The organism is Pseudomonas sp. efr-133-TYG-5 (assembly GCF_030209175.1).
In the GTDB taxonomy this organism is placed as follows: Bacteria; Pseudomonadota; Gammaproteobacteria; order Pseudomonadales; family Pseudomonadaceae; genus Aquipseudomonas.
Window position 1 is genome coordinate 1,256,694 of sequence record NZ_JARVSM010000001.1, and the last position, 24,801, is coordinate 1,281,494.

Annotated in this window: 27 protein-coding genes and 4 tRNA genes; 10 read left to right on the forward strand and 21 right to left on the reverse strand. The window is 59.9% G+C overall.

Going from position 1 to position 24,801, the window contains the following annotated elements; translation table 11 throughout:
• Positions 1-151: 151 nt before the first annotated feature.
• From QRN70_RS05665 to QRN70_RS05705, 9 genes are all read right to left on the reverse strand, one after another.
• Positions 152-424, reverse strand: coding sequence for an HU family DNA-binding protein (locus QRN70_RS05665; protein WP_285416243.1), 273 nt, complete (start codon positions 422-424; stop codon positions 152-154).
• Positions 425-572: 148 nt separating this feature from the next.
• A complete protein-coding gene (gene lon / locus QRN70_RS05670) occupies positions 573-2,969 on the reverse strand; it encodes an endopeptidase La (protein WP_285416245.1) in 2,397 nt (798 codons plus the stop codon).
• 162 nt (positions 2,970-3,131) lie between these two features.
• Complete coding sequence (gene clpX, locus QRN70_RS05675) at positions 3,132-4,415, reverse strand: ATP-dependent Clp protease ATP-binding subunit ClpX (RefSeq protein ID WP_285416247.1); 1,284 nt, start codon at positions 4,413-4,415, stop codon at positions 3,132-3,134.
• Positions 4,416-4,527: 112 nt separating this feature from the next.
• A complete protein-coding gene (gene clpP / locus QRN70_RS05680; RefSeq protein WP_007951559.1) occupies positions 4,528-5,163 on the reverse strand; it encodes an ATP-dependent Clp endopeptidase proteolytic subunit ClpP in 636 nt (211 codons plus the stop codon).
• 92 nt (positions 5,164-5,255) lie between these two features.
• On the reverse strand, positions 5,256-6,566 hold the full coding sequence (gene tig, locus QRN70_RS05685; RefSeq protein ID WP_285416249.1) for a trigger factor: 1,311 nt from the start codon (positions 6,564-6,566) through the stop codon (positions 5,256-5,258).
• Between the two features lie 399 nt (positions 6,567-6,965).
• Positions 6,966-7,041: transfer RNA gene (locus QRN70_RS05690), tRNA-His, on the reverse strand.
• A 76-nt stretch (positions 7,042-7,117) separates the two neighbouring features.
• Positions 7,118-7,202 (reverse strand) — tRNA-Leu (locus tag QRN70_RS05695).
• A gap of 58 nt (positions 7,203-7,260) precedes the next feature.
• Positions 7,261-7,336 (reverse strand) — tRNA-His (locus QRN70_RS05700).
• Positions 7,337-7,369: 33 nt separating this feature from the next.
• A tRNA-Arg gene (locus tag QRN70_RS05705) sits at positions 7,370-7,446 on the reverse strand.
• Positions 7,447-7,721: 275 nt separating this feature from the next.
• Between QRN70_RS05705 and folD the strand changes: the two genes are divergently transcribed.
• Together folD and pbpG are read left to right on the forward strand one after the other, a co-directional pair.
• Entirely contained in the window at positions 7,722-8,576 is an 855-nt protein-coding gene (gene folD, locus QRN70_RS05710) for a bifunctional methylenetetrahydrofolate dehydrogenase/methenyltetrahydrofolate cyclohydrolase FolD (protein ID WP_285416251.1), read from the forward strand.
• Between the two features lie 229 nt (positions 8,577-8,805).
• Positions 8,806-9,744, forward strand: a complete 939-nt coding sequence (gene pbpG, locus QRN70_RS05715) for a D-alanyl-D-alanine endopeptidase (RefSeq protein WP_285416252.1) — start codon at positions 8,806-8,808, stop codon at positions 9,742-9,744.
• Positions 9,745-9,798: 54 nt separating this feature from the next.
• Here the strand turns inward: pbpG and QRN70_RS05720 are convergent, their stop codons facing one another.
• From QRN70_RS05720 to QRN70_RS05730, 3 genes are all read right to left on the reverse strand, one after another.
• Positions 9,799-10,005, reverse strand: coding sequence for a hypothetical protein (locus tag QRN70_RS05720; RefSeq protein ID WP_285416253.1), 207 nt, complete (start codon positions 10,003-10,005; stop codon positions 9,799-9,801).
• A gap of 12 nt (positions 10,006-10,017) precedes the next feature.
• Positions 10,018-10,224 carry a DUF6021 family protein gene (locus QRN70_RS05725; RefSeq protein ID WP_285416254.1) on the reverse strand — a complete coding sequence of 69 codons (207 nt, stop codon included), beginning with the start codon at positions 10,222-10,224 and terminating at the stop codon, positions 10,018-10,020.
• Positions 10,225-10,318: 94 nt separating this feature from the next.
• Positions 10,319-10,990: a peptidase C39 family protein gene (locus tag QRN70_RS05730; RefSeq protein WP_285416256.1), complete on the reverse strand. Its 672-nt coding sequence runs from the start codon at positions 10,988-10,990 to the stop codon at positions 10,319-10,321.
• A 232-nt stretch (positions 10,991-11,222) separates the two neighbouring features.
• Between QRN70_RS05730 and QRN70_RS05735 the strand changes: the two genes are divergently transcribed.
• Complete coding sequence (locus tag QRN70_RS05735) at positions 11,223-11,387, forward strand: hypothetical protein (protein WP_285416261.1); 165 nt, start codon at positions 11,223-11,225, stop codon at positions 11,385-11,387.
• Positions 11,388-11,463: 76 nt separating this feature from the next.
• On the opposite strand, the gene QRN70_RS05740 is transcribed toward QRN70_RS05735, so the two are convergent.
• Positions 11,464-12,213, reverse strand: coding sequence for a TerC family protein (locus QRN70_RS05740; protein WP_285416263.1), 750 nt, complete (start codon positions 12,211-12,213; stop codon positions 11,464-11,466).
• A gap of 28 nt (positions 12,214-12,241) precedes the next feature.
• Positions 12,242-12,484 carry a hypothetical protein gene (locus QRN70_RS05745; RefSeq protein WP_285418020.1) on the reverse strand — a complete coding sequence of 81 codons (243 nt, stop codon included), beginning with the start codon at positions 12,482-12,484 and terminating at the stop codon, positions 12,242-12,244.
• Between the two features lie 145 nt (positions 12,485-12,629).
• On the opposite strand from QRN70_RS05745, the gene nhaR reads away from it, so the two are divergent.
• Positions 12,630-13,529 carry a transcriptional activator NhaR gene (gene nhaR, locus QRN70_RS05750; protein ID WP_285416265.1) on the forward strand — a complete coding sequence of 300 codons (900 nt, stop codon included), beginning with the start codon at positions 12,630-12,632 and terminating at the stop codon, positions 13,527-13,529.
• On the opposite strand, the gene QRN70_RS05755 is transcribed toward nhaR, so the two are convergent.
• Positions 13,524-14,687, reverse strand: coding sequence for an MFS transporter (locus QRN70_RS05755; protein ID WP_285416267.1), 1,164 nt, complete (start codon positions 14,685-14,687; stop codon positions 13,524-13,526). The two genes, nhaR and QRN70_RS05755, sit on opposite strands and share 6 nt — an antisense overlap.
• A gap of 336 nt (positions 14,688-15,023) precedes the next feature.
• Here QRN70_RS05755 and sstT point away from each other — a divergent pair, with 336 nt between their 5' ends.
• Complete coding sequence (sstT, locus tag QRN70_RS05760) at positions 15,024-16,256, forward strand: serine/threonine transporter SstT (RefSeq protein WP_285416269.1); 1,233 nt, start codon at positions 15,024-15,026, stop codon at positions 16,254-16,256.
• A 66-nt stretch (positions 16,257-16,322) separates the two neighbouring features.
• Here the strand turns inward: sstT and QRN70_RS05765 are convergent, their stop codons facing one another.
• Complete coding sequence (locus tag QRN70_RS05765) at positions 16,323-16,832, reverse strand: DUF1993 domain-containing protein (protein WP_285416271.1); 510 nt, start codon at positions 16,830-16,832, stop codon at positions 16,323-16,325.
• 124 nt (positions 16,833-16,956) lie between these two features.
• Between QRN70_RS05765 and QRN70_RS05770 the strand changes: the two genes are divergently transcribed.
• Entirely contained in the window at positions 16,957-17,604 is a 648-nt protein-coding gene (locus tag QRN70_RS05770) for a YceH family protein (protein ID WP_285416272.1), read from the forward strand.
• Between the two features lie 48 nt (positions 17,605-17,652).
• On the opposite strand, the gene QRN70_RS05775 is transcribed toward QRN70_RS05770, so the two are convergent.
• Both QRN70_RS05775 and QRN70_RS05780 read right to left on the reverse strand, forming a co-directional pair.
• Positions 17,653-18,171 carry a cupin domain-containing protein gene (locus QRN70_RS05775; protein WP_285416274.1) on the reverse strand — a complete coding sequence of 173 codons (519 nt, stop codon included), beginning with the start codon at positions 18,169-18,171 and terminating at the stop codon, positions 17,653-17,655.
• Between the two features lie 116 nt (positions 18,172-18,287).
• The gene (locus tag QRN70_RS05780; protein ID WP_285416276.1) at positions 18,288-19,106 is read right to left on the reverse strand and encodes a shikimate 5-dehydrogenase; all 819 of its coding nucleotides are present in this window, start codon (positions 19,104-19,106) and stop codon (positions 18,288-18,290) included.
• Between the two features lie 255 nt (positions 19,107-19,361).
• On the opposite strand from QRN70_RS05780, the gene QRN70_RS05785 reads away from it, so the two are divergent.
• The 3 genes from QRN70_RS05785 to QRN70_RS05795 all read left to right on the forward strand — a co-directional run bounded on the left by QRN70_RS05785 (position 19,362) and on the right by QRN70_RS05795 (position 20,422).
• On the forward strand, positions 19,362-19,712 hold the full coding sequence (locus QRN70_RS05785; RefSeq protein WP_285416277.1) for a hypothetical protein: 351 nt from the start codon (positions 19,362-19,364) through the stop codon (positions 19,710-19,712).
• Positions 19,713-19,942: 230 nt separating this feature from the next.
• Positions 19,943-20,137 carry a hypothetical protein gene (locus QRN70_RS05790; protein WP_217830574.1) on the forward strand — a complete coding sequence of 65 codons (195 nt, stop codon included), beginning with the start codon at positions 19,943-19,945 and terminating at the stop codon, positions 20,135-20,137.
• A 102-nt stretch (positions 20,138-20,239) separates the two neighbouring features.
• Positions 20,240-20,422: a hypothetical protein gene (locus QRN70_RS05795; protein ID WP_285416278.1), complete on the forward strand. Its 183-nt coding sequence runs from the start codon at positions 20,240-20,242 to the stop codon at positions 20,420-20,422.
• Here the strand turns inward: QRN70_RS05795 and QRN70_RS05800 are convergent.
• Positions 20,419-21,480, reverse strand: a complete 1,062-nt coding sequence (locus QRN70_RS05800; protein ID WP_285416279.1) for an AI-2E family transporter — start codon at positions 21,478-21,480, stop codon at positions 20,419-20,421. The two genes, QRN70_RS05795 and QRN70_RS05800, sit on opposite strands and share 4 nt — an antisense overlap.
• A gap of 156 nt (positions 21,481-21,636) precedes the next feature.
• Here QRN70_RS05800 and trhP point away from each other — a divergent pair, with 156 nt between their 5' ends.
• Positions 21,637-22,974 carry a prephenate-dependent tRNA uridine(34) hydroxylase TrhP gene (trhP, locus tag QRN70_RS05805; RefSeq protein WP_285416281.1) on the forward strand — a complete coding sequence of 446 codons (1,338 nt, stop codon included), beginning with the start codon at positions 21,637-21,639 and terminating at the stop codon, positions 22,972-22,974.
• A 71-nt stretch (positions 22,975-23,045) separates the two neighbouring features.
• On the opposite strand, the gene QRN70_RS05810 is transcribed toward trhP, so the two are convergent.
• Positions 23,046-23,489, reverse strand: a complete 444-nt coding sequence (locus QRN70_RS05810; RefSeq protein WP_285416283.1) for an Hsp20 family protein — start codon at positions 23,487-23,489, stop codon at positions 23,046-23,048.
• A 121-nt stretch (positions 23,490-23,610) separates the two neighbouring features.
• Complete coding sequence (locus QRN70_RS05815; protein ID WP_285416285.1) at positions 23,611-24,570, reverse strand: tRNA dihydrouridine synthase; 960 nt, start codon at positions 24,568-24,570, stop codon at positions 23,611-23,613.
• Positions 24,571-24,801 lie beyond the last annotated feature (231 nt).

The following is a 24,801-nucleotide window of genomic DNA, read 5'->3' on the forward strand; positions in this document are numbered from 1 at the left end:
CGAGGATGCGCCTTCTCGTAACTGGCGGAGCGGACAGGGCTCGAACCCTCGATCCCGGTTTAGCAGGCGACTGTTTCAGCCCCCTGCTCTACCGCTCCGCTGCCAAGTCAGGCATGACCCCGACCCGGATGGGTAAAAACCTGAATCAAACTTAGTTGACAGCTTCTTTCAGGGCTTTACCGGCTTTGAAACCTGGCTTTTTAGCAGCTGGAATTTCCAGAGTTTTGCCGGTCTGTGGGTTACGACCGGTGCGAGCCGGACGATCAGTCACGGAGAAAGTACCGAAACCGACCAGTACAACGGAGTCGCCGGCCTTCAGAGCGCCAGTGACGGACTCGATGACAGCGTCCAACGCACGGCCAGCAACAGCTTTCGGCAAATCAGTGGAGTCAGCGATAGCATCAATCAGTTCCGACTTGTTCACTCTAAGTCCCCTTATATCTATTTGAGTATGATTCTAAGTTTTTTGGTGAAAGCAAAAACCAGTGCTGAATGGCCTACAGACACTTAAGAGCCGCTTTATAACAAGGGCTCTAAAAAGCTGTCAAGGAAGCCCCCCAGGCAAATGCGTACTAATGCGTGCTAATTCTTTCCTTAGAGTCAGACTCACGTTTTTCGTCCTTGGCAACTATCTCGGGAGCCACATCCGGCAAGGGCTCCGGCGCGTATTGCAGCGCAATTTGCAGGACCTCGTCAATCCATTTAACCGGTTTGATCTGCAGATCCTGCTTAATATTGTCAGGAATCTCCTTCAGATCACGCACGTTCTCTTCCGGAATAATCACGATCTTGATTCCGCCGCGATGAGCCGCGAGCAGTTTTTCCTTCAGACCACCAATTGCCAATACCTGACCACGCAATGTGATCTCGCCAGTCATGGCAACATCGGCACGTACCGGAATGCCGGTCAATGCCGACACCAGGGCGGTGCACATGCCCACACCGGCGCTCGGGCCATCCTTCGGCGTCGCGCCTTCCGGCATGTGAATGTGGGTATCGCGCTTCTCGTGGAAGTCCAGCGGAATACCCAGGCTCTTGGCGCGACTGCGCACCACGGTCAACGCCGCAGTGATCGATTCGACCATTACATCGCCCAGCGAGCCGGTCTTGATCAACTGCCCTTTGCCCGGTACCACGGCGGCTTCGATGGTCAGCAACTCGCCGCCAACCTGAGTCCAGGCCAGGCCGGTCACCTGACCGATCTGATCCTGCTGCTCGGCCAGGCCGTAGCGGAACTTACGCACACCCAGGAAGTGCTCGAGCAGGTCGGCTGTCACTTTCACCGAGAAGCGTTTCTCCAGGGCATGCTCCTTGACCGCCTTGCGGCAGACCTTGGCAATCTGCCGCTCGAGGCCACGTACACCGGCTTCGCGGGTGTAGTAACGGATGATGTCGCGGATCGCTTCCTCGTCGAATTCCAGTTCGCCCTTCTTCAAGCCGTTGGCCTGAATCTGCTTTGGCGACAGGTACTTGACTGCGATGTTGATCTTCTCGTCCTCGGTGTAGCCCGGCAGACGGATCACTTCCATCCGGTCGAGCAGCGCCGGTGGGATATTCATCGAGTTCGAGGTGCAGAGGAACATCACGTCCGACAGGTCGTAATCGACCTCCAGATAGTGATCGTTGAAGTTGTGGTTCTGCTCCGGATCGAGCACTTCCAGCAACGCCGAGGCTGGATCGCCACGCATGTCGCTGCCCATTTTGTCGATTTCGTCGAGCAGGAACAGCGGGTTGCGCACGCCCACTTTTGTCATCTTTTGAATCAATCTTCCCGGCATCGAACCGATGTAAGTCCGGCGATGACCGCGAATTTCCGCTTCGTCACGCACGCCACCGAGGGCCATGCGCACGAATTTACGGTTGGTGGCGTGGGCAATCGACTCCGCCAGCGAGGTTTTACCCACGCCAGGAGGACCGACCAGGCACAACACCGGGCCACGGATTTTCTTCACGCGTTTCTGCACGGCGAGGTATTCGAGGATGCGTTCCTTGACCTCTTCGAGACCGTAGTGATCGGCGTCGAGAATGTCTTCGGCGCGGGCCAGGTCCAGGCGCACCTTGCTCTGGGCCTTCCACGGCACCTGCACCAGCCAGTCGATGTAGGAACGAACCACGGTGGCTTCGGCGGACATCGGCGACATCTGCTTGAGCTTGTTCAGCTCGGCGGTAGCCTTGGCCAGGGCGTCTTTCGGCAGACCGGCAGCGTCGATGCGCTTCTTCAGGTCTTCGATTTCGTTGTGGCCTTCGTCACTGTCGCCGAGTTCTTTCTGAATGGCCTTCATCTGCTCATTCAGGTAGTACTCACGCTGACTGCGCTCCATTTGCTTCTTGACCCGACCACGAATGCGTTTTTCAACCTGCAGCAGGTCGATCTCGGCGTCCAGCAGCGCCAGAACGTGCTCGACCCGGGCCGACAAATCGATGATTTCGAGGATTTCCTGCTTCTGCTCGATTTTCAGCGCCATGTGCGCGGCCATGGTGTCGACCAGGCGGCCCGGCTCATCGATGCTGTTGAGGGATGACAGGACTTCAGCCGGGACTTTCTTGCCCAGCTGCACATATTGTTCGAACTGCGACAGCAGGCTGCGCACGAACACTTCCGATTCGCGCTCGGCGGCGTCGACTTCGTCGATCAACGACACCTCGGCACGGCAGTGGCCGTCGACCTCACTGAAGCGCTCCACGGCGCCGCGCTGCTCGCCTTCGACCAGAACCTTGACGGTGCCGTCAGGCAGCTTCAGCAGCTGCAGAACGGTGGCGATGGTACCTACGCGATAGAGAGCCTCTTCACCGGGATCATCGTCAGCCGGGTTTCTCTGGGCCAGCAGGAGGATCTGCTTGTCACCCGTCATCGCTGCCTCGAGGGCTTCGATGGATTTCTCGCGCCCCACGAACAGCGGGATAACCATGTGCGGATAAACCACGACATCACGCAATGGCAGGAGAGGCAATTCGATGGTTGTCTTCATGATTTCGCCTCTACGGCGGCCATATGGCCGTAATCAGATGGAATTAAGCTTGAAACCAAGATGGGGGCTGCCTTGAAAAAAAACAAGCACAAAGCGGATGTAAAAAAGTACTAAAAGAAAAGGGGCCCGAAGGCCCCTTCTTTGTTCCGGCAGAGTGGGCGCTTACGCGTCCGGCGCTGCCTTGGCCGTCGGCTCACTGTTTTCGTAGATATACAGTGGCTTGGACTTGCCTTCGATGACGCTTTCATCGATCACGACTTTGCTCACCTCAGACTGCGAGGGGATTTCATACATCGTGTCGAGCAGCACACCTTCGAGAATCGAACGCAGGCCACGGGCACCGGTTTTACGCTCCAGGGCACGCTTGGCGACCGATTTCAGCGCGTCTGTACGGAACTCCAGATCCACGCCTTCCATCTCGAACAGCTTGGCATACTGTTTGGTCAGGGCATTCTTCGGCTCGGTGAGAATCTGCATCAGCGCAGCCTCATCCAGCTCGTCCAACGTCGCCAGGACCGGCAGACGGCCAACGAATTCCGGGATCAGACCGAACTTGACCAGATCGTCAGGCTCGACTTCACGCAGGGATTCACCGACTTTCTTGCCTTCTTCCTTGCTGCGTACTTCTGCGTTGAAGCCGATGCCGCCCTTGGTGGAACGGTTTTGAATAACCTTTTCCAGACCGGAGAACGCACCGCCGCAGATGAACAGGATGTTACGGGTGTCGACCTGCAGGAATTCCTGCTGCGGGTGCTTGCGGCCACCTTGCGGCGGAACGGAAGCGACCGTACCTTCGATCAACTTGAGCAAGGCCTGCTGCACGCCTTCACCGGAAACATCACGGGTGATCGACGGGTTGTCGGACTTGCGGGAAATCTTGTCGATTTCGTCGATGTAGACAATGCCCATCTGGGCCTTTTCCACGTCGTAGTCACACTTCTGCAACAGTTTCTGAATGATGTTCTCGACATCTTCACCCACGTAACCCGCCTCGGTGAGGGTGGTTGCGTCGGCAATGGTGAACGGAACGTTCAGCAACCGCGCGAGTGTCTCGGCCAACAGGGTCTTGCCCGAGCCGGTCGGGCCGATCAGCAGGATGTTGCTCTTGCCGAGTTCGACGTCGTCACTTTTCTTGTCACGCTGGTTCAGGCGCTTGTAGTGGTTGTACACCGCTACGGCCAGAACCTTCTTCGCACGCTCCTGACCAATTACGTACTGGTCAAGGATGCCGCTGATTTCTTTAGGCGAAGGCAATTTATGCGCGCTGCTTTCGGCCTGTGCTTCCTGCACCTCCTCACGGATGATGTCATTGCACAGGTCGACGCACTCGTCGCAGATAAAGACCGAGGGGCCGGCAATCAATTTGCGCACTTCATGCTGGCTTTTGCCACAGAAGGAGCAATAGAGCAGCTTGCCGTTGTCCTCGCCGTTGCGGGTGTCAGTCATTCGTTCGATCCAAATCCGATAGGCTTGCAACACAAGATGAAGGCTATTGCGGGCTTTTTCAAGCCCGCCGCTGATCAGACGTGCCGACCAAGCCTATTTTGAGCTGCTTATTTTACGCTGGGCGCTGGTTGATCACTTCGTCGATCAGGCCGTATTCCTTCGCAGCTTCTGCACTCATGAAGTTGTCGCGATTGGTATCGCGCTCGATTTCTTCCAGAGTACGACCGCTGTGCTTGGCCATCAGCGTGTTCAGACGCTCGCGAATGAAGAGGATTTCCTTGGCATGGATTTCGATATCCGAGGCCTGGCCCTGGAAACCGCCCAGAGGCTGGTGAATCATCACACGCGAGTTGGGCAGGCAGAAGCGCTTGCCCGGCGCACCTGCGGTCAGCAGGAATGCGCCCATGCTGCATGCCTGGCCAATGCAGGTGGTCGATACATTCGGCTTGATGAACTGCATGGTGTCGTAGATCGACATGCCCGCCGTTACCGAACCGCCTGGCGAGTTGATATAGAGATGGATGTCCTTGTCCGGGTTTTCCGCTTCAAGGAACAGCAGCTGCGCACAGATCAGGTTGGCCATGTAGTCCTCTACCGGACCCACCAGAAAGATCACGCGCTCCTTGAGGAGACGCGAGTAAATGTCGTAGGCGCGCTCGCCGCGAGCGGATTGCTCGACAACCATCGGGACCAGGCCGCCGGCGGCCTGGATATCAGAGTTCTGCTGAATATAAGAATTACGGAACATGCTCTGCAGTCACTCCCAAATAGTTATGTCTTGAATACGCATAAGCCAGCTCGAGAGCTGGCTTATGGTGTGTACTTCTAACGCAGCAGCAATCAGTCGGCTTTTGGAGCTTCTACCGGCTTGACCGCTTCTTCGTAAGAGACCGATTTGTCGGTCACGCTAGCTTTCTGCAGAACAGTATCCACAACTTGTTCTTCCAGCACAACCGAACGGACTTCGTTCAGCTGCTGCTCGTTCTTGTAGTACCACGACACAACCTGCTCAGGCTCTTGATAAGCCGAAGCCATTTCCTGAATCATTTCGCGAACGCGAGCTTCGTCAGGCTTGAGGTCGAATTGCTTGACCACTTCAGCCACGATCAGACCCAGCACGACACGGCGCTTGGCTTGCTCTTCGAACAGCTCAGCCGGCAGTTGGTCAGGCTTGATGTTGCCACCGAACTGCTGAACAGCCTGCACGCGCAGACGATCAACTTCGTTGGCCAGCAGCGCCTTTGGCACTTCGATCGGGTTGGTGGCCAGCAGACCGTCCATGACCTGATTCTTCACCTTGGACTTGATCGCCTGGCGCAGTTCACGCTCCATGTTCTTGCGAACTTCGGTGCGGAAGCCTTCCAGACCGCTTTCCTTGATGCCGAATTGCGCGAAGAACTCTTCGTTCAGCTCAGGCAGTTTCGGCTCGGAAACGGTGTTGACGGTCACGGTGAACTCGGCGGTTTTGCCAGCCAGGTCGAGGTTCTGATAGTCCTCAGGGAAGGTCAGGTTCAGAACGCGCTCTTCGCCCGCTTTCGCACCCACCAGGCCTTCTTCGAAGCCAGGGATCATGCGACCGGAACCCAGCACCAGCTGAGTGCCCTTGGCGGAACCGCCAGCGAACGCTTCGCCGTCGACCTTGCCAACGAAATCGATGTTCAGCTGGTCTTCGTTCTGCGCAGCACGCTCGGTCACTTCGAAACGGGTGTTCTGCTTGCGCAGGATGTCCAGCATCTTGTCCAGATCGGCGTCAGCCACTTCAGCGCTCAGGCGCTCAACGGTGATACCGTCAAAACCGGCAACGGTGAACTCAGGGAACACTTCGAATACGGCAACGTATTCCAGGTCCTTGCCAGCTTCCAGCGACTTTGGCTCGATCGACGGCGAACCGGCCGGGTTCAGCTTCTGCTCAACCACAGCTTCGTAGAAGGACGACTGGATCACATCACCAACAGCTTCCTGACGAGCATCGGCACCGAAGCGGCGCTTGATTTCGCTCATTGGCACTTTGCCTGGACGGAAGCCAGCAATCTTGGCCTTTTGGGCAGTCTGCTGCAGACGCTTGTTGACCTGGCTCTCAATGCGCTCAGCCGGCACGGTGACGCTCATGCGGCGCTCAAGAGCAGTAGTATTTTCAACAGAAACTTGCATGGATATTCCTCGTTGCACAGACGTAAGCCGGCCGTTTCCGACCCCAGAATCAAGGGCATGCATTCTAGTGGGTCAAACTCAAGAAGTCACCCTACTGAAAACGGGTAAAAAAGCAGCAGGCATTTTGAAGGCGAAGACAAACGGTTATGCCTCGCCCTGTTTGCAAATACAGCCAATCAAGTCAGGGCTCTGCACCAACCCTTCTATATATAGAAGCGGTCGCCAAACATTCCCCCGACAACCGACCTTGCAGCAAGACCGGCGGGCAATGCAGCATCATCGCGATACATAAATACGACGAAGTGCCCTGCCCTGCGACCCGTAACCAGCAGCCGCGGAAACGCGAATCCGTAAAACAAAAAAGGCGCCAGACTGTTAAATCTGGCGCCTTTCGAAATATGGGGTGGACGATGGGGATCGAACCCACGACAACGGGAGTCACAATCCCGTGCTCTACCAACTGAGCTACGCCCACCATATTGCGTGCCAAAGAAGCCAAACAACTTCTTTGTAGAACCTCATCAGGCCAGCGGCTTGAATGAAGCTTTGATTGGTGCGGATGAAGAGACTCGAACTCTTACGCCTCGCGGCGCTGGAACCTAAATCCAGTGTGTCTACCAATTCCACCACATCCGCAGATGAAGCCTTTTAAAGCAAAGGCGCCAGACCGTTAAATCTGGCGCCTTTCGAAATATGGGGTGGACGATGGGGATCGAACCCACGACAACGGGAGTCACAATCCCGTGCTCTACCAACTGAGCTACGCCCACCATATCGCGTTACTTGTGCCAAAGCTGCCTGATTGGCGCACCCGGCAGGACTCGAACCTGCGACCATCCGCTTAGAAGGCGGATGCTCTATCCAGCTGAGCTACGGGCGCCTTGTTAATCTGTACCCTTGAAGGACTACAAACTAAGTGCTTTTCAGCTTCGCAGAACCGTAATTCCGCTCAACCTTCTTAACCAGTGCTAGGCTGTGCCCGACAAGTGCGACGAATAGTATAGAGCCACCCAGAGACCGTCAAATCCTTTTTGAAAAAAATTCATTTAATTAAAGGGCTTAGGGGAATTTGCAGACCAAGCGCCTTTGCCCTCACCGTCTGACATGCGAGAATGCGTTCTCTTTTTTCCCCCTCTCGATGGTTAATCACGCGCAATGACTGCACAACTAATCGACGGCAAATCGATCGCCGCCAGCCTGCGCCAGCAGATCGCCCAACGAGTTGCCGAGCGTCGCCAGCAAGGCCTGCGCACTCCCGGCCTCGCGGTGATCCTGGTCGGCAGCGATCCTGCCTCTCAGGTTTATGTCTCGCACAAGCGTAAAGACTGTGAAGAGGTCGGCTTCCTCTCTCAAGCCTACGACCTGCCCTGCGACACCACCCAGCAAGCGCTGACCGAGCTGATCGATCGTCTCAACGACGATCCGGCAATCGACGGCATCCTGCTGCAACTGCCGCTGCCGGAACACCTCGACGCCTCGAAACTGCTGGAGCGCATTCGTCCGGACAAGGACGTCGACGGCTTCCATCCTTATAACGTCGGCCGCCTGGCCCAACGCATCCCGCTGCTGCGCCCATGCACACCCAAGGGCATCATGACCCTGCTGGAAAGCACTGGTGCGGATCTCTACGGCATGGACGCGGTGGTGGTTGGCGCGTCCAACATCGTCGGCCGGCCGATGGCCATGGAGCTGTTGCTGGCCGGTTGCACCGTGACCGTCACCCACCGCTTCACCAAGGATCTGGCCGGCCACGTCGGTCGCGCCGACCTGGTGGTGGTTGCCGCCGGCAAGCCGGGCCTGGTCAAGGGTGAATGGATCAAGGAAGGCGCAATCGTCATCGACGTCGGCATCAACCGTCAGGACGACGGCAAACTGGTCGGCGACGTGGTATATGAAACCGCCCTGCCCCGCGCCGGCTGGATCACCCCGGTACCGGGCGGCGTCGGGCCGATGACCCGAGCCTGCCTGCTGGAAAACACCCTCTACGCGGCAGAAACCCTGCACAGCTGATCGGCATTTTCCATGCTCCGAGAACCCCGCCTTGTGCGGGGTTTTTCATGTCCTCGAAAAAACCTTTACCGTTCGCCGGAAACCCCTATTTTTACAGGCGTTTTCACGAGTTTTTCATGCCCCACAAACAACCATCGACAGTTCTTCAGCCATACTCCTAAAATGCGTCGCTTTTACGACACAGCCCGTTACAAATAACGGCATTTCCAACCTTCATGAGTTCGCCCGCGTGAATATTCGTCTTTCCATCCTGAGTCTGGTTTTCGCATTTTCAGGCACATTTCTCACGCCCACGGTCAACGCCGCCGAAACCACCGCCGCTCCACGCGACGCTTCCTCGCTGAAAATCGCTTCCGGCAGCGCCCTATTGATGGATCTGCAGACCAACAAGGTCATTTATTCCAGTAACCCGGACGTGATTGTGCCGATCGCTTCCGTGAGCAAACTGATGACCGGCCTGGTCGTGGTGGAAGCCCGTCAGAACATGGACGAATGGATTAACGTCGACATCAGCAACACCCCGGAAATGAAAGGCGTGTTCTCCCGCGTCAAGCTCAAGAGCGAACTGCCACGCCGGGAGATGCTGCTGATTGCCCTGATGTCCTCGGAAAACCGCGCTGCCGCCAGCCTCGCCCACCACTATCCGGGCGGTTATGCCGCGTTCATCGCCGCGATGAACGCCAAGGCCAAGGCGCTGGGCATGACCAGCACGCACTTCGTCGAACCCACCGGCCTGTCGGAGCGCAACGTCTCAACGGCGCGCGACCTGAGCAAACTGCTGGTGGCCGCACACAAATACCCGCTGCTCAGCGAACTGACCACCACCAAGGAAAAGACCGTTTCCTTCCGTAACCCCAATTACACCCTGGGTTTCCGCAACACCGATCACCTGGTCAACAAGGCCGACTGGGACATCAAGATCACCAAGACCGGCTTTACCAATCCGGCCGGTCATTGCCTGGTGCTGGTGACGAAAATGGGCAACCGCCCGGTGGCTCTGGTGATTCTCGACGCGTTCGGCAAATACACGCACTTCGCCGATGCGAGCCGTATCCGCAGCTGGGTCGAGACCGGCCGCAGCGCCAGCGTGCCTGCCGTGGCCCAACAGTACAAGGCCGAGAAGAACCTCAAGGCGCGCCAGAGTGGCGTCGTCGAAGCCTCCAAATAAATCGCCAGCAGAAAAAAAGCCCCGGATCCCCGGGGCTTTTTTTCGCCTGTCATTTCAGTCGTTGGGCAGCGGCATCTTGTCGTCATCCGGGATGCCGTCCCCGGCACTGGGGTCATGCGGATGCTCCGTCGTCACCACTGCCGGCCGGGCCAGCGGATCGCGCATCGGGCTGTCCGGATCCAGCACCGGATCCACGTCCTGCTCTGGCGTGGTTGGCACGCTGTCGGGCTTATGGTCGTCGAAACTCGAATCGGTACTCATACGCACCTCGCCTCAAGGCTTGAGATTGGCCAACGGGTCATAGGGCTCGGCCGGGCGCTTGTTGTCCTCGCCAGGCTTGACGTCCTTCGGCGCTTTGGCCGGGCCAACGGGATCGACCTGCGGATCATCCAGATCCGGCGAATCCGGATCGAAGCCGAGATCATCGCCACTGGAATGCTCGGACGAGTGCGGGCCGCTGGGAGATTGGGGAATTGCCATGTTCGCCTCCTGAGAACGTGGCCCGGAAATACCGGGCATTGTTCTTCAGAGGCGTGACGCGCGCCGGGGTGCCCGGCAAGTGACGAACGGGCCGTCAGTGCGCCGCGAGGGTTTTGCGCGCCTGCGCGGCTTCGCGTTCCTGCCCGGCCTGCGCCAGCTCGTCGGCCGCTTTCAGCCAGCGTTGCGGGTCGACGGCGGCGGGCAGCTGGTTCGGTTTCTGGATCAACACCGCCCAGCCGCCGGATTTCTCGAAGGCTGACTCGAAGGCACTGAAACTCATCAGTTCGCGCCGATTCATCCCGGCGCGCAGCAGGACGTTCTGCTTCTGCCGATCGTAACCGGACAGAATCGCGTAGCGCGGCTCCGCCCAGAACGCCGAGCCCTCACTGAAACGCACCATCACCGGATAACCGGCGGCAACCTGGGTCAGCAATGCCGGCAGCTTATTGTCCAGTGGATAGACGACCATGCCGTACTCGCGGGCAAGGTTTTGCAGATTCTGTTGCAACTTGTCCTCGGCACCCGGCAGGTGCAGGGGTTTTTCCAGCAATCCCGGCGTGATCACGATGCCCTGCTGTGACAGCAGGCTGGCCAGCACTTGCGGCCCGCTCTGATGGGCTTCGCCGCGATAGAACGTACCGCTGAGTTCGACCCGCTCCGGCAGGCGCTTGACCTCCGGCGCGACACTGCCGGCGCACCCCGCCAGCGTGGCCACGCAACCGGCCACCAGCAATGCCACGCGCATCCGAGAAAATAGCTGCTCCATCTTCACTCTCTTGATCAGGTGCCGGTCATCATGCTCCGGCTTGACCGACGATCATAGGACGGCGCACGCCTGCGGTATAGCCTTAAACCGCAGACCCCGCGATTGCATAGAGCGAAGTGATTGGTCATCACCGACCTTTGGTCAATAGCCTGAAACACGTCAGTGACTAGACTGTCACTAAGACAAGAGCCGAAAAAGCGTGAGCCCGGCGCAGGGCAAAGAGGAGGCACACATGAGCCTGACCATGACCATCGTAATGTTGATTGCCGGCTGGCTGGCCGTCGCCACCGCCATGCTGTGGGGCGTACTGCGTATTTCCCGGCGCCACCACCCCGTCCACTCCCCTGCGGTGAAAAAATCCGTCGAGCCGCGCACCCGCCACGCGACCGCACACTGATTTGTCTCACCCCACGCAAATAAAAAGGCCGCCTGGACTCTGGCGAGTACAGGCGGCCTTTGTTTAGCGCTGCCGATTACGCTTGCGCGCTCAGCTTCTTCTGTTTGGCGCGACGCGACATCATGTTCAGCACCTCGATCGCTGCCGAGAACGCCATGGCCGCGTACACGTAGCCTTTCGGCACGTGGGCGCCGAAGCCTTCGGCGATCAGCGTCATGCCGATCATGATCAGGAAGCCCAGCGCCAGCATCACCACCGTCGGGTTGTCGTTGATGAACTTGGCCAGCGGATCAGCTGCCAGCAGCATCACCAGCACCGAGACCACGACCGCGATAATCATGATCGGCAGGTGTTCGGTCATGCCGACCGCGGTAATGATGCTGTCGATGGAGAACACCATATCCAGCATCAGGATCTGCCCGATCGCGGCGGCAAAACCCAGGGTCACGGTCGATGTAGCAGTCTTCGGATCTTCCGGCGCCGGGTCCATGCTGTGATGGATTTCCGTGGTCGCCTTCCAGACCAGGAACAGGCCACCCGCGATCAGGATCATGTCCTTCCAGGAGAATGCCTGGCCGAGGATCTCGATGACCGGCTCGGTCAACTGGACGATGAACGCAATGGTGCTCAACAACGCCAGACGCAGGATCAGCGCCATGCCGATACCGATGCGGCGCGCCTTCTGCCGGTGCTGCTCGGGCAGCTTGTTGGTCAGGATCGAGATAAAGATCAGGTTGTCGATGCCGAGCACGATTTCCATCACCACCAGTGTGGCCAGGGCAACCCAGGCGGTGGGGCTGGCGGCGAGTTCTAACAGATATTCCATGGGTCAGTCCTGACTCTCGTAAGACGGTTTAGATTTCCTGGGAGGAAGATTCGGATTTCTCCGAGTCCTGTTCCGTTGCTTCTTTCTTGCCGATCAAATTGCCGGTAGCGTCACTGAGGGCCTGCTCGGCGGCCTTGTGCGTGTCGTCGATGGCCTGCTTGGCGCTTTCGGCCGCCTGCCCCAGCAACTGCTGCGCGCTTTTCTCGGCCTGATCGCAACCGGCCAGAACCAGTAAAGACGCAATCAGCCATGCAGTGTTTTTCAGTTTCATCATGCTTCCCTCGATAGAACAGACGTCGGCCTGCGACCGTCCGTCGATGGCTGGGCATTCTAGGGAGACAAACACTTCAGGAAAATTCGTATTTTTAGCGGCTATACTTCGATTTATACGAACTGTATTCGACGGACCCGAGACCATGCTCAACTACCGCCAACTGCATTACTTCTGGGTGGTCGCCAAGACCGGCAGCATCGTACGCGCCTGCGAACAGCTGAACCTGACCCCGCAAACCATCAGCGGACAGATTTCCCTGCTCGAACAGACGTATGGCATCGAGTTGTTTCAGCGGGTCGGACGGCAGCTGGAACTGACCGAGGCCGGGCGCCAGGCCCTGCCCTATGCCGAGCAGATGTTCCAGATCGGTGGAGAACTGGAGCTGATGCTGCGCGCCCAGCCCAACGAACAGCAGATCCTGTTCCGCGTCGGCGTGGCCGATGTGGTGCCCAAATCCATCGTCTATCGCCTGATTGCGCCGACCATGGAGCTCAGCGAACCGCTGCGCATCACCTGCCGTGAGGACAAACTGGAGCGGTTGCTGGCGGATCTGGCGATCCAGCGCCTGGATCTGGTGATCTCCGACAGCCCGATGCCGTCGCACCTGGACATCAAGGGTTACAGCCAGAAACTCGGCGAATGCGGCATCAGTTTCTTCGCCACCGCCGAACTGGCGGCGCAATACGGTCAGGATTTCCCGCGCAGCCTCAACGGTGCGCCACTGCTGATTCCCGGGGCGGAAACCGTGGTGCGCAGCCGCTTGCAGCGCTGGTTCGCCGAGCAGCAGATCCAGCCGCGCATCGTCGGCGAGTTCGATGACAGTGCATTGATGCAGGCGTTCGGTCAGTCCGGCAGCGGGATTTTCATCGGCCCGAGCGTGATTGCCGAGGAGGTGAAGCGCCAGTACGGCGTCGAACTGATCGGCCAGACCGACGCGGTGAGCGAATCGTTCTACGCGATTTCGGTGGAGCGCAAGGTCAAGCACCCCGGCATCGTGGCGATTACCGAAGGTGCCCGACGCGAGCTGTTTACCGCGTTATGACGGCTGCGCGCACTCGTCGCGCGGTTTGAGGGTCATCAGCACCATGGCGAGGAACACCGACAACAGGATGAAACCGGCAGCGGCGAAACCCAGGAAGCCCAGGCCGGCATTGTCGATCACCCGGCCGCCGATCATCGCGCCCAGGCCGATGCCGAGGTTGGCACCGGCGATATTCAGCGAAGCGGCAAAGGCCGGTGCCTGCGGCGCGGCTTTCATCAGGCGCACGTGGCTGACCAGGAACAGCGCCGCCTGCGTGATGCCCCAGATCCCCATCGCCACCGCCAGCCCCAACGGCGAATGGATGTTTGGCACCAGCGACACCATGCCGGCGATCATGAACGCACAGAACAGCACCGACGCGCCCAGCGGATGGCGATCCACGGCACGGCCACCCAGCGAGTTGCCGATCAGCCCGACCGCGCCGAAGCCCATCAGGCACCAGCCGACCACGGTGCCGTTGAACCCGGCCAGGCGTTCGAGAATGTCGGCCAGGTAGGTATAGGCGGTAAACATGCCGCTGAATACCAGGATCGACAACAGCACATGGCCGAGCATCAGCGGGCTGCGCAGGATCTTGAACTGTGAGGCGAAGCTGACCTGATGCTGGTGCAGGCTGGTTTTCGGCAGGTATACGAACAGCAGCAAGGCCTTGGCGAAGGCGATCACCGCCAGGATGCCGAAAGCGCTGCGCCAGCCGAAGGCGTCGGAAATCAGCGTCCCCACCGGAATGCCGAACACCGTGGCGCAAACGATGCCGAAGCCGATCTTGGCGATGGCGCGACCGGCGTAGTCCGGGCCGACGATGTCCACCGCGGTTTCACTGGCCAGCGCCCAGAACACCGGCAGGCCGAGCGCCGGGATCAGGCGGGCAATCGCCATCACCCAGATGTTCGGTGCCAGCGCCGCGACGGTATTGGCCAGGCCGAACATGATCAGGATGGTGATGAACAGCCGGCGCCGCTCGAAGCGGGCAAAATAGGCCGTGAGGAACGGCCCGAACAGGGCCACGGTGAAGGCAAACAGGGTCACCAGCAGGCCAGCCTGCGGGATCGTGACCTCAAGGTCGCGAGCGATCGCCGGCAGCAGGCCGACGATGACGAATTCCGTGGTCAGCACCGTGAACCCGGCGGCAGACAACAGAAGAATGGGCAACAGCATGGCAAACTCCAGCAAAACGACGACACCAGCGATGACCCGAGGGCCCGCTGGCAGAACTTGAAAATGAGGACGGAGAATCTTAACAGAGTGTTTCCTGACTGACTTGCACAAACCTGTCGATCTTGTCGCCGATTCGGGTGGCAGATCGTCACAGGCCTGAAGGATCAGGCCTACGCTGTGATAAAGTCCGCGCCCTGCAAAACGTACACCCTATTCAATGGCCTGTTTCAGGGCGTTGATACCGCGTCAGCCCTTTTGGTTCGTACCTGTGGTCTGCCCCCGATTCGCCACCGGTTTCACGCACCCTGCACCCTATAAAAAATCAGAGACGCCGTCATGACCGCTTCATCCCCTTCTCTATTGCAACGCCTGAAAAATCTCAGCCTGGTCACCCAGATCCTGATCGGCCTGATTGCCGGCATCGCCCTGGCGCTGCTCGCCCCGGAAGCGGCGAAAGGTACCGCGTTTATCGGCAAGGTATTCGTCTCGGCACTCAAGGCCGTGGCGCCGATCCTGGTGTTCGTGCTGGTCATGGCCTCGATTGCCAACCACAAGCATGGCCAGGAAACCCACATCCGGCCGATCCTGTTCCTGTATCTGCTGGGCACCTTTGGCGCAGCGGTCGTGGCCGTGGTTGCCAGCACGGTGTTCCCGTCGCACCTGGTGCTGGCCACTGATAACGTCACGGTGACTGCGCCGGGCGGCATCGGTGAAGTCCTGCAGAGCCTGTTGCTGAGCGTGGTCGACAACCCGGTCAGCGCGCTGATGAACGCCAATTTCATCGGCATCCTGGCCTGGGCGATCGGCATGGGCGTGGCGATCCGGCATGCCGGCGACACCACCCGCGAAGTGGTCGGCGACCTGTCCAACGGCGTGACTCTGATCGTGCGCGTGGTGATCCGCTTCGCGCCCCTGGGGATCTTCGGCCTGGTGGCCTCGACCCTCGCCACTTCCGGTTTCGGCGCTTTGGTCGGCTACGCACACCTGCTGGCCGTGCTGCTCGGCTGCATGCTGTTTGTCGCGTTGGTGATGAACCCGCTGATCGTGTTCTGGAAGCTGCGCCGCAACCCCTACCCGTTGACGCTCAAGTGCCTGCGCGAAAGCGGCATCACCGCGTTCTTCACCCGCAGCTCGGCGGCGAACATTCCGGTCAACCTGGAACTGAGCAAGCGCCTGGGCCTGCACGAAGACACTTATTCGGTATCGATTCCGCTCGGCGCCACGATCAACATGGCCGGCGCGGCGATCACCATCACCGTGCTGACCCTGGCCGCCGTGAACACCCTGGGTATCGCGGTGGATATTCCGACGGCGATTCTGCTCAGCGTTGTCGCGGCGATTTGCGCCTGCGGTGCGTCGGGTGTGGCCGGCGGCTCGCTGCTGCTGATTCCACTGGCGTGCAGCCTGTTCGGTATTCCGAGCGAGATTGCCATGCAGGTGGTAGCGGTCGGTTTCATCATCGGCGTGCTGCAGGACTCCGCCGAAACCGCGCTGAATTCGTCCACCGACGTGCTGTTTACCGCCGCGGCGTGCCTGGGTGAAGAAGCCAAGGTCCAGCGTTCAGCCTGAGGCCGCGATCGCTGGTTTCGAGCCAATAAAAAACCCGCCAAGGCGGGTTTTTTATTGGCGGGTGGTTTAGAACGCGCCCATGTAATCGCGCTTGCCGATTTCGACGCCGTTGTGGCGCAGCAGATCGTAAGCCGTGGTGACGTGGAAGAAGAACTGCGGCAGACCGTAGCTCAGCAGGTAAGCCTGGCCGCTGAAGCGCTTCTCTTTCGGCGTGCCCGGACGGGTGACGATTTCGATGCCTTCCTTGCCGTTGATCTGCTCCGGCTTGATCTCGCCGATAAAGGCCAGGACCTTGTTGATCAAGGCTTGCAGCTCGGCGAAGGTGGTTTCGCTGTCGTCATATTTGGGGATTTCGACTTCGGCCAGACGCGAAGAAACGCCTTTGGCGAAGTCGACGGCGATCTGCACCTGACGCACCAGCGGGAACATGTCCGGGAACAGGCGCGCCTGCAGGAATGCGTTCGGGTCGATGTTTTTCTCGGTGGCGTGGGCCTCGGCCTTCTTCAGCACATCGCTCAGGGCATTGAGCATTTGTTGGAAAACCGGGACGGATGCGGCGTACAGGGAAATGGTCATGACAGTCTCGTGTGGTGGCAGAGTGAATCGTGGAGCGATTATAGCCGTGCTCGCCGACGCCGCGGCTTGTCTTTTATCCAGCAAGGATTAGGCTAGGCGCCTTCGACTGCAGAGGGAACGCGCGATGACCACAGAACTTGAAGCAACCTTCGACGAACCGCGGCTAAACGCCACGGAAATCCGCATCCTGGGTGCACTGATCGAGAAGCAGGCCACCAGCCCGGAAACCTATCCGCTGACCCTCAACGCCCTGGTCCTGGCCTGCAATCAGAAGACCAGCCGCGAACCGGTGATGAACCTGACCCAGGGTCAGGTCGGGCAAAGCCTGCGGGCGCTTGAGGGCCGGGGTTTCGCCAAACTGGTCATGGGCAGCCGTGCCGACCGCTGGGAGCACAAGGTCGACAAGGCGCTCGAGTTGATTCCGCCACAGCTGATCCTCACCGGGCTGATGTTTCTGCGCGGCCCGCAGACCGTCAATGAACTGCTAACCCGCAGCGGTCGCATGCACGAATTCGAAGACGCCGAGCAGGTCGTGCATCAGCTCGAGCGCCTGATTGCCCGGGGGCTGGCGGTACTGATCCCGCGTCAGGCCGGTCAGCGCGAAGACCGCTACACCCACGCCCTGGGTGATCCCGCCGACATCGAGGCGATTCTCGCGGCACGCCACAACCCGCAGGAGCGCAGTGCCGGCGGCGCGGTGTCGGTGGAACGGATCGAAGAGCTGGAAGCGCGGATCGCCGCGCTGGAAGAACGCCTGGCGCGCCTCGAATAAGCGCCGCAAACCGTGGGAGCCCGCGTGCTCCCTCGGTTGCAGGGTCGGCTACTCGCCGTCCCAGTAATCCACCCCGTCCGCCTGGCGCGCCACGGCGACAAAACCTGAAGCATTGCCCTGGGCATCGACGTTGAAGTTGTCCATCACCGCATATTTGTTCGAGTCCGGGTACTCGCAGATATCCGGTTGCTGCTGGGTGCTGACCGCCAGGTAACGCAGCTCCGCCGCACTGCTGTTGATGATCTGGTGCGCGGTTTCCGGGCCGCCGGGCGGGCAGGCAATCACGTCACCGGCGCGGATCGCAAAGCGCTCGGCACCGAGGCGCACCTCACCTTCCCCGGCGACCACGTAGAACATTTCCTCATTGACCCGATGACTGTGAAACGGACTGCCGCGCATGCCCGGCGGCAGCGCGTAAAGGCGATAACCGAGCTTTTGCGCCCCCAGTTGCTGGCCAATGCGGGCCATGCGTTGCTGGTAGCGCCCGGCGGTTTCACCTTCCGGGGCCAGCGCTTCGGGCAGCGCTTGGAGTTCGACCTGATGCAGGTTGAGAATGGGCGGATGCATGCGAACCTCGGTTTTTTGTAGAGGGCAAGTCTCAGCTTGCTGAAGGCGCAGTATAGGGTTCATCGCTGGCCAGCAGCGTCTGCCGTCCAGCGTGATCCTTGCCGCGGATACCCTGATCAGCTACGGGCAAACGCCACCGCGGCCTCGAACTGCTCCACCGTCGGCCGCACGCCGGTGTACAGCACGAACTGCTCCAGCGCCTGGATCGCAATGACTTCCAGGCCAGTGATGACCCGCTTGCCTTCGGCACGGCCGCGCACGATCAGCGGGGTTTCCGAAGGAATCGCCACCACATCGAACACGGTGTCGGCAGCCTTGATCACTTCGGGCTCGAACGCCAGTTGCTCGGCTTCGGCGCCGCCGGTCATGCCGATCGGGGTGACGTTGATCAGCATCTGCGGGCGCTCGTCGCCCAGCTCGGCCTGCCAGCGATAACCGAGGGAATCAGCCAGCGCCCGCCCGGCGCGCTCGTTGCGCGCGACGATCAAGCCATGCCGGTAGCCGCCATCGCGCAAGGCACTGGCCACGGCCTTGGCCATCCCACCGCTGCCGCGCAAGGCGAAGGTCGATTGCTGGGGGACGGCGTGGGTTTGCAGCAATTGCGCGATGGCAATGTAATCGGTGTTGTAGGCCTTGAGGTGGCCGGCGGTGTTGACGATGGTGTTGATCGACTGGATCGCCGCCGCCGAGGCATCCAGCTCATCGACCAGCGCGATGCACGCTTCCTTGAACGGCATCGACACGCCGCAGCCACGGATGCCCAGGGCCCGGATCCCGCCCACGGCGCCGGGCAGGTCCTGGCTGCTGAACGCCTTGTAGTAGAAATTCAGACCCAACTGTTCATACAAATGGTTATGAAAGCGCAGGCCGAAATTCCCCGGACGCCCCGACAGGGACATGCATAATTGGGTGTCTTTGTTCGGGTTCATCTGCATGAAAAGCTCCTTCGAATGCACTTTCGGATGGACGGGATTAGCCAGACCACCGGGTTCTGAACGATCATAAAGCGGGTCTACAACGGGCATCGCGGCCGATGCACGGCGACCGGTAAGGAAGTCGGTACAGACCTTACACAAAATTTACCCAGCCGCTGTGCTGATTTTCCGAATTTCGCTGTCTTAGAAGTATCCCCGCGCTATCCCGCGCCTGTTGCAGGCCGGACGCCCGGGTCGAAGAACCGAGGATTTATCATGATTCGTAAACTCCCCATCGTGGCCTTGTTGATTGGTGCATGCGCGATCACAGGTCAGGCAGAAGCCCACGGCGGTGGCTGGCAGGGCCCGGCGGTCTTTGGTGCGATCGTCGGTTCGGCCATCATCGGCTCGGCGCTGATCAATCAGGACCGGCCGGTGTACGTCCAACAGCCTGTTTACGCTCAGCCGCAGCCCGTCTACGTGCAGCAACCGCCACCACCGGTCTACTACCAGCCGGCGCCGGTGTACGTGCAACAACCGGTCTACGTGCAGCCGGCCCCGGTCTACTACGGCCCGCCCCGTGGTTACTACGGTCGCCCGCACTACTACGGTGGTCCGCGCTGGTAAGCGCCACTCTGGAGCCCCGCTATCGAGCGGGGCTTTTTTATGGCCGTCCGTCGGCCAGCGTCTGAAAAAATCGCGCCAACGTCGCTATCGGGACAGTTTCAACCGTTAAAGTCGGCATGATGGATTTGACCGTTGGGGGCGAAACGCAGAACGGTCATGCATTTGTCATGACGGAACCGCACTCTGAATCCGTCCGTAAACAACAGGTTGATAAAAACAAGGACGACGAAATGCCTACACAGAACCCGCACCGCATTGTCGGTCTATGCACCTCGAGCAAGGTGTACAACGCGCTGACCGAACTCAAGCACCTGGAAGGTCACCGCAGCGCCAAGTTTCTCTCGCTGCTGGCGGAAAACCTGGTGCGCAAGGGCCTGCTCAACGAACACGAGATCGTGCACATGCTCGATCAGGTGGTCGACTGAAACAGTCCTCACTGGCGTCAATGACCACTATCGAAAACGTTGATTGTCGCTGAAACCGGCAAGTCCCTAAGGTAGCTCCATAGATCGATGGAGGTACTTGTCATGGCTCAGGTTCAAATCATGTCCGTTATCGGCAGCGCCGTTCCCGCATCACTCAGAGAGCTGGGATTGCTCGCCTGTTGGTATCTGGTGCGCGACGGCGAGCCGATCAGCGGCCCGCTCACTTCTCTGCCCGCCGCCCAGGCGCTGTCGCAGAAAATCGTCGACACACCGTTCCACGCCTAAGGCAGCTGGACTTTCGGCTTGGTCTCGATGAACAGCGCCCAGCTCGACATGAACAGGGCCGCGATCAGCGGCCCGATGACGAAGCCGTTCAGACCGAACACGGCCATGCCGCCCAGGGTCGAGATCAGGATCATGTAGTCCGGCATCCGCGTGTCCTTGCCCACCAGCACCGGGCGCAGCACGTTATCCACCAGGCCGATCACGAATACGCCGAACAGTCCCAGCACCACACCCTGCCAGATCATCCCGCTGAGCAGGAAGTACACCGCCACCGGGCCCCAGACGATGCCCGCCCCCACCGCCGGCAGCAGCGACAGAAACGCCATCAGCACTGCCCACAGCAAGGCGCTGGGAATATCGAGAAACCAGAAAATCGCCCCGCCCAACGCCCCTTGAGTGATCGCCACCAGCAGGTTGCCTTTCACCGTGGCGCGCACCACCCGATTGAATTTCAGCTGCAAACGACGCTTGTGCTGCTCCTCCAGCGGCACCGCCGAGCGCACCTTGCGCGCCAGCTCGGCGCCATCGCGCAGGAAGAAAAACAGCAGGTAAAGCATGATGAAGAAGCTCACCACGAACTCGAACGTGCCCTGGCCGAAGCTGAACGCCTGAGTCGCCAGCACCTGGCTGCCCTGCATCGAGGCCTTGACGATTTTCTCGCGCAGGCCGTTGAGCTCGCCCATGCCGAAGCGATCGAGCAGATGCTGGAAGTACGGCGGCAGACTGTGCTTGAACTGCGCCAGATACGCGGCGATATCCAGCTTGCCGCTTTCGATATTGTTGTAGACCGTCGCGCCTTCCTGCACCAGCAGCACGCTGATGATGATCACCGGCAAAATCGCGATCACCAGGCAGATGCTCAGGGTGCACAGCGAGGTCAGGTTGCGCTGCCAGCCGAACTTCAGCTGCAGGCGCCGCTGCAGCGGCGCAAAGACGATGCCGAGAATCACCGCCCAGAACACCGCGCCGTAGAACGGCAGCAAAATCCAGATGAAGGCGACCGTCACCAGAAACAGCAGGATGGTGAGGGATTTGAATTGCAGACTCTTTTGGTTCATGTCCAGTCCATGTCAGTCAGGCGCCACGCGCACCCGCCCAACTTAGTCAGCGCCCGCCCGCGCGAGTGCCCTGTTTGTTCATGCAGCATAGATCCAGATCAATAAACCTCGGGCGCAACTGCTCTACCCTGCCGCGCTTTTGCCACCGACGCCGCCATGAACCTCACCTTGCCCCTCGCCGCCCCGGAACTGCTGGCCCCCGCCGGCACCCTGAAAAACATGCGCTACGCCTTCGCTTACGGTGCCGATGCGGTCTACGCCGGCCAGCCGCGCTACAGCCTGCGGGTGCGCAACAACGAGTTCGACCACGCCAACCTGGCGCTCGGCATTCGCGAGGCCCAGGCCCAGGGCAAGCGCTTCTACGTGGTGGTCAACATTGCGCCGCACAACTCCAAGCTCAAGACCTTCCTCAAGGACCTGGCCCCGGTGATCGAGATGGCGCCGGACGCCCTGATCATGTCCGACCCAGGCCTGATCATGCTGGTGCGCCGGCATTTCCCGCAGATGCCGATCCACCTTTCGGTACAGGCCAACACCGTGAACTGGGCGAGTGTCGAGTTCTGGCAGCAGCAAGGGCTGAGCCGGATCATCCTGTCGCGGGAACTGTCGCTGGAAGAAATCGCTGAAATCCGCGAGCAGGTGCCAGACATGGAACTTGAAGTATTCGTCCACGGTGCGCTGTGCATGGCCTACTCCGGGCGCTGCCTGCTGTCGGGCTACATGAACCGGCGCGACGCCAATCAGGGCACCTGCACCAACGCCTGCCGCTGGAAGTATTCGGCTATCGAGGCCACGCAAAACCAGCTCGGCGAGATTGTGCAGACCTGCGAACCCCAGCCGACCCTGGGCATCGGGGCGCCGACCGATCAGGTGTTCCTGCTGCAGGAGGCCAATCGCCCTGACGAGTCGATGCCCGCCTTCGAGGACGAGCATGGCACCTACATCATGAATGCCAAGGACCTGCGCGCCGTGCAGCACGTCGAACGCCTGACCCGCATGGGCGTGCATTCATTGAAAATCGAGGGCCGTACCAAGTCGCACTTCTATTGCGCCCGCACCACCCAGGTCTACCGCCGGGCAATCGACGACGCGATGGCCGGCCGCGCCTTCGACCGCAGCCTGATGCACGACCTCGAGTCCCTGGCCCAGCGCGGCTATACCGAGGGGTTTCTGCGCCGGCATGTGCATGACGAATACCAGAATTACCAGAACGGCAGTTCGGTCTCGCAACGTCAGCAGTTTGTCGGCGAGCTGACCGGCGAGCGCCGCGATCGCCTGGCCGAGGTCAAGGTGAAAAATCGCTTTGCGCTGGGCGATCATCTGGAACTGATGACCCCCAAGGGCAATTTCCATTTCGACCTGAGCCAACTGTGCAACCACCAGGGCGAAGCGATCGACGTGGCGCCGGGCGACGGGCACACGGTTTACCTGCCGATTCCGGATGCGGTGGATTTGCAGTTCGGGCTGCTGATGCGCGATCTGAGCGAAGCCTGAGCACCTGAATCGCGCGCATAAAAAAATCCGATGCCATGACGGCATCGGATTTTTTTACCAGCGGCTTGCGCTTAGTGCTGCAGGGCCGGCTGCGCTCCGTTGATCGGGATGCGCTTGGCTTTCGCCTCTTCCGGGATCACTCGCAGCAGGTCGATGCTCAACAGACCGTTGCTCAGATCCGCAGCCTTGATCTCGATATGATCGGCCAGGCGGAAGGACAGCTTGAATGCACGTTGGGCGATGCCCTGGTGCAGGTACGTCACGCCTTCGTTGGCATCACGCTTGCCACCACTGATGGTCAGCACACCTTTCTCGACTTGCAGCTCCAGGTCTTCTTCCTGGAAACCGGCTGCCGCCACGACGATACGGTATTGGTCGTCACCGTGTTTTTCGACGTTGTAAGGTGGGTAGCTGCTGCCTGGCTCATTGCGCAGGGCGGTTTCGAACAGGTCGTTGAAACGGTCGAAACCTACCGAGGAACGGAACAGTGGAGCGAGGGAAAAAGCGGTACTCATGGTTCAAATCTCCTGAAAACAATCAGCAAGTTTTTTTGTCTCCGCGACCCGAATTCGGCATCGCGTAACCCTTAGATAGGGACCGCTCAATTGATTTCAAGAGATTATTCGCAGATTTTTTTCAGGCGGCTTCAACCACCGGCAAACCCAGCAGACGCGAGACGTGATCCGGCTCGGTCTCGCGCCGCAACACGCTGAACAGCTCGGCAGCCTCGGGATAATTGCGCGTCAGCATCGCCAGCCACTGCTTCAGACGGCCCGGCGACTGCCGCGCGGTCATTTGCGCCTTGGCCTGCAGCCAGAAGTCCTGGATCAGCGGCATCAACTCGGCCCAGGTCATCTCGACCACCTCTTCGCCGGCGCGCGCCGCAGCGATCTGCCGGGCCAGGTCCGGCCGCGACACCAGGCCGCGACCGAGCATGATGTCTTCCACGCCGCTGATTTCCCGGCACCGCCGCCAGTCCTCGACGCTCCAGATATCGCCGTTGGCGAACACCGGTACCTTGACCACGTCCTGCACCCGCGGGATCCACTCCCAATGGGCCGGTGGCTTGTAACCGTCGACCTTGGTCCGCGCGTGAACCACGATGTGCTCGGCGCCGCCCTCGGCCAGGGCGGTGGCGCAGACCAGCGAACCGTCCGGGCTGTCGAAGCCCAGGCGCATCTTGGCGGTCACCGGAATATGCGCGGGCACGGCGCGGCGCACGGTTTCGACGATCTGGTTGAGCAGTTCCGGCTCCTTGAGCAGCACCGCCCCGCCACGGGACTTGTTCACGGTCTTGGCCGGGCAACCGAAGTTCAGGTCGATCACCTCGGAGCCCAGTTCGCAGGCCAGCGCCGCGTTTTCCGCCAGGCACACCGGATCGGAACCCAGCAGCTGCACGCGCAGCGGCACCCCGGATGCGGTGCGCGCGCCGTTGAGCAGTTCCGGGCCGAACTTGTGGAAATAGGCCGGGGTGAGCAACTGATCGTTGACCCGGATGAACTCGGTCACGCACCAGTCGATACCGCCGACACGGGTCAGCACATCGCGCAGGATGTCGTCGACCAAGCCTTCCATCGGCGCCAGAGCAATTTGCATGGGAAAAACACTACTCAAGAAGAAAAAACGTGCGGCAGTTTACTGGATTACGAGACAAACCGCAGATCCCTTGCAGGAGTGAGCCTGCTCCCACAGGGATTGAGGTCTGCAGCAGGTTTTGTGGTTTATCGCGGGATCATTGTGGGAACGGGCTTGCTCGCGAAAGCGGTGGATCAGCTACATGTGCATCCGCTGACACTCCGCTATCGCGAGCAGGCTCACTCCTACAGG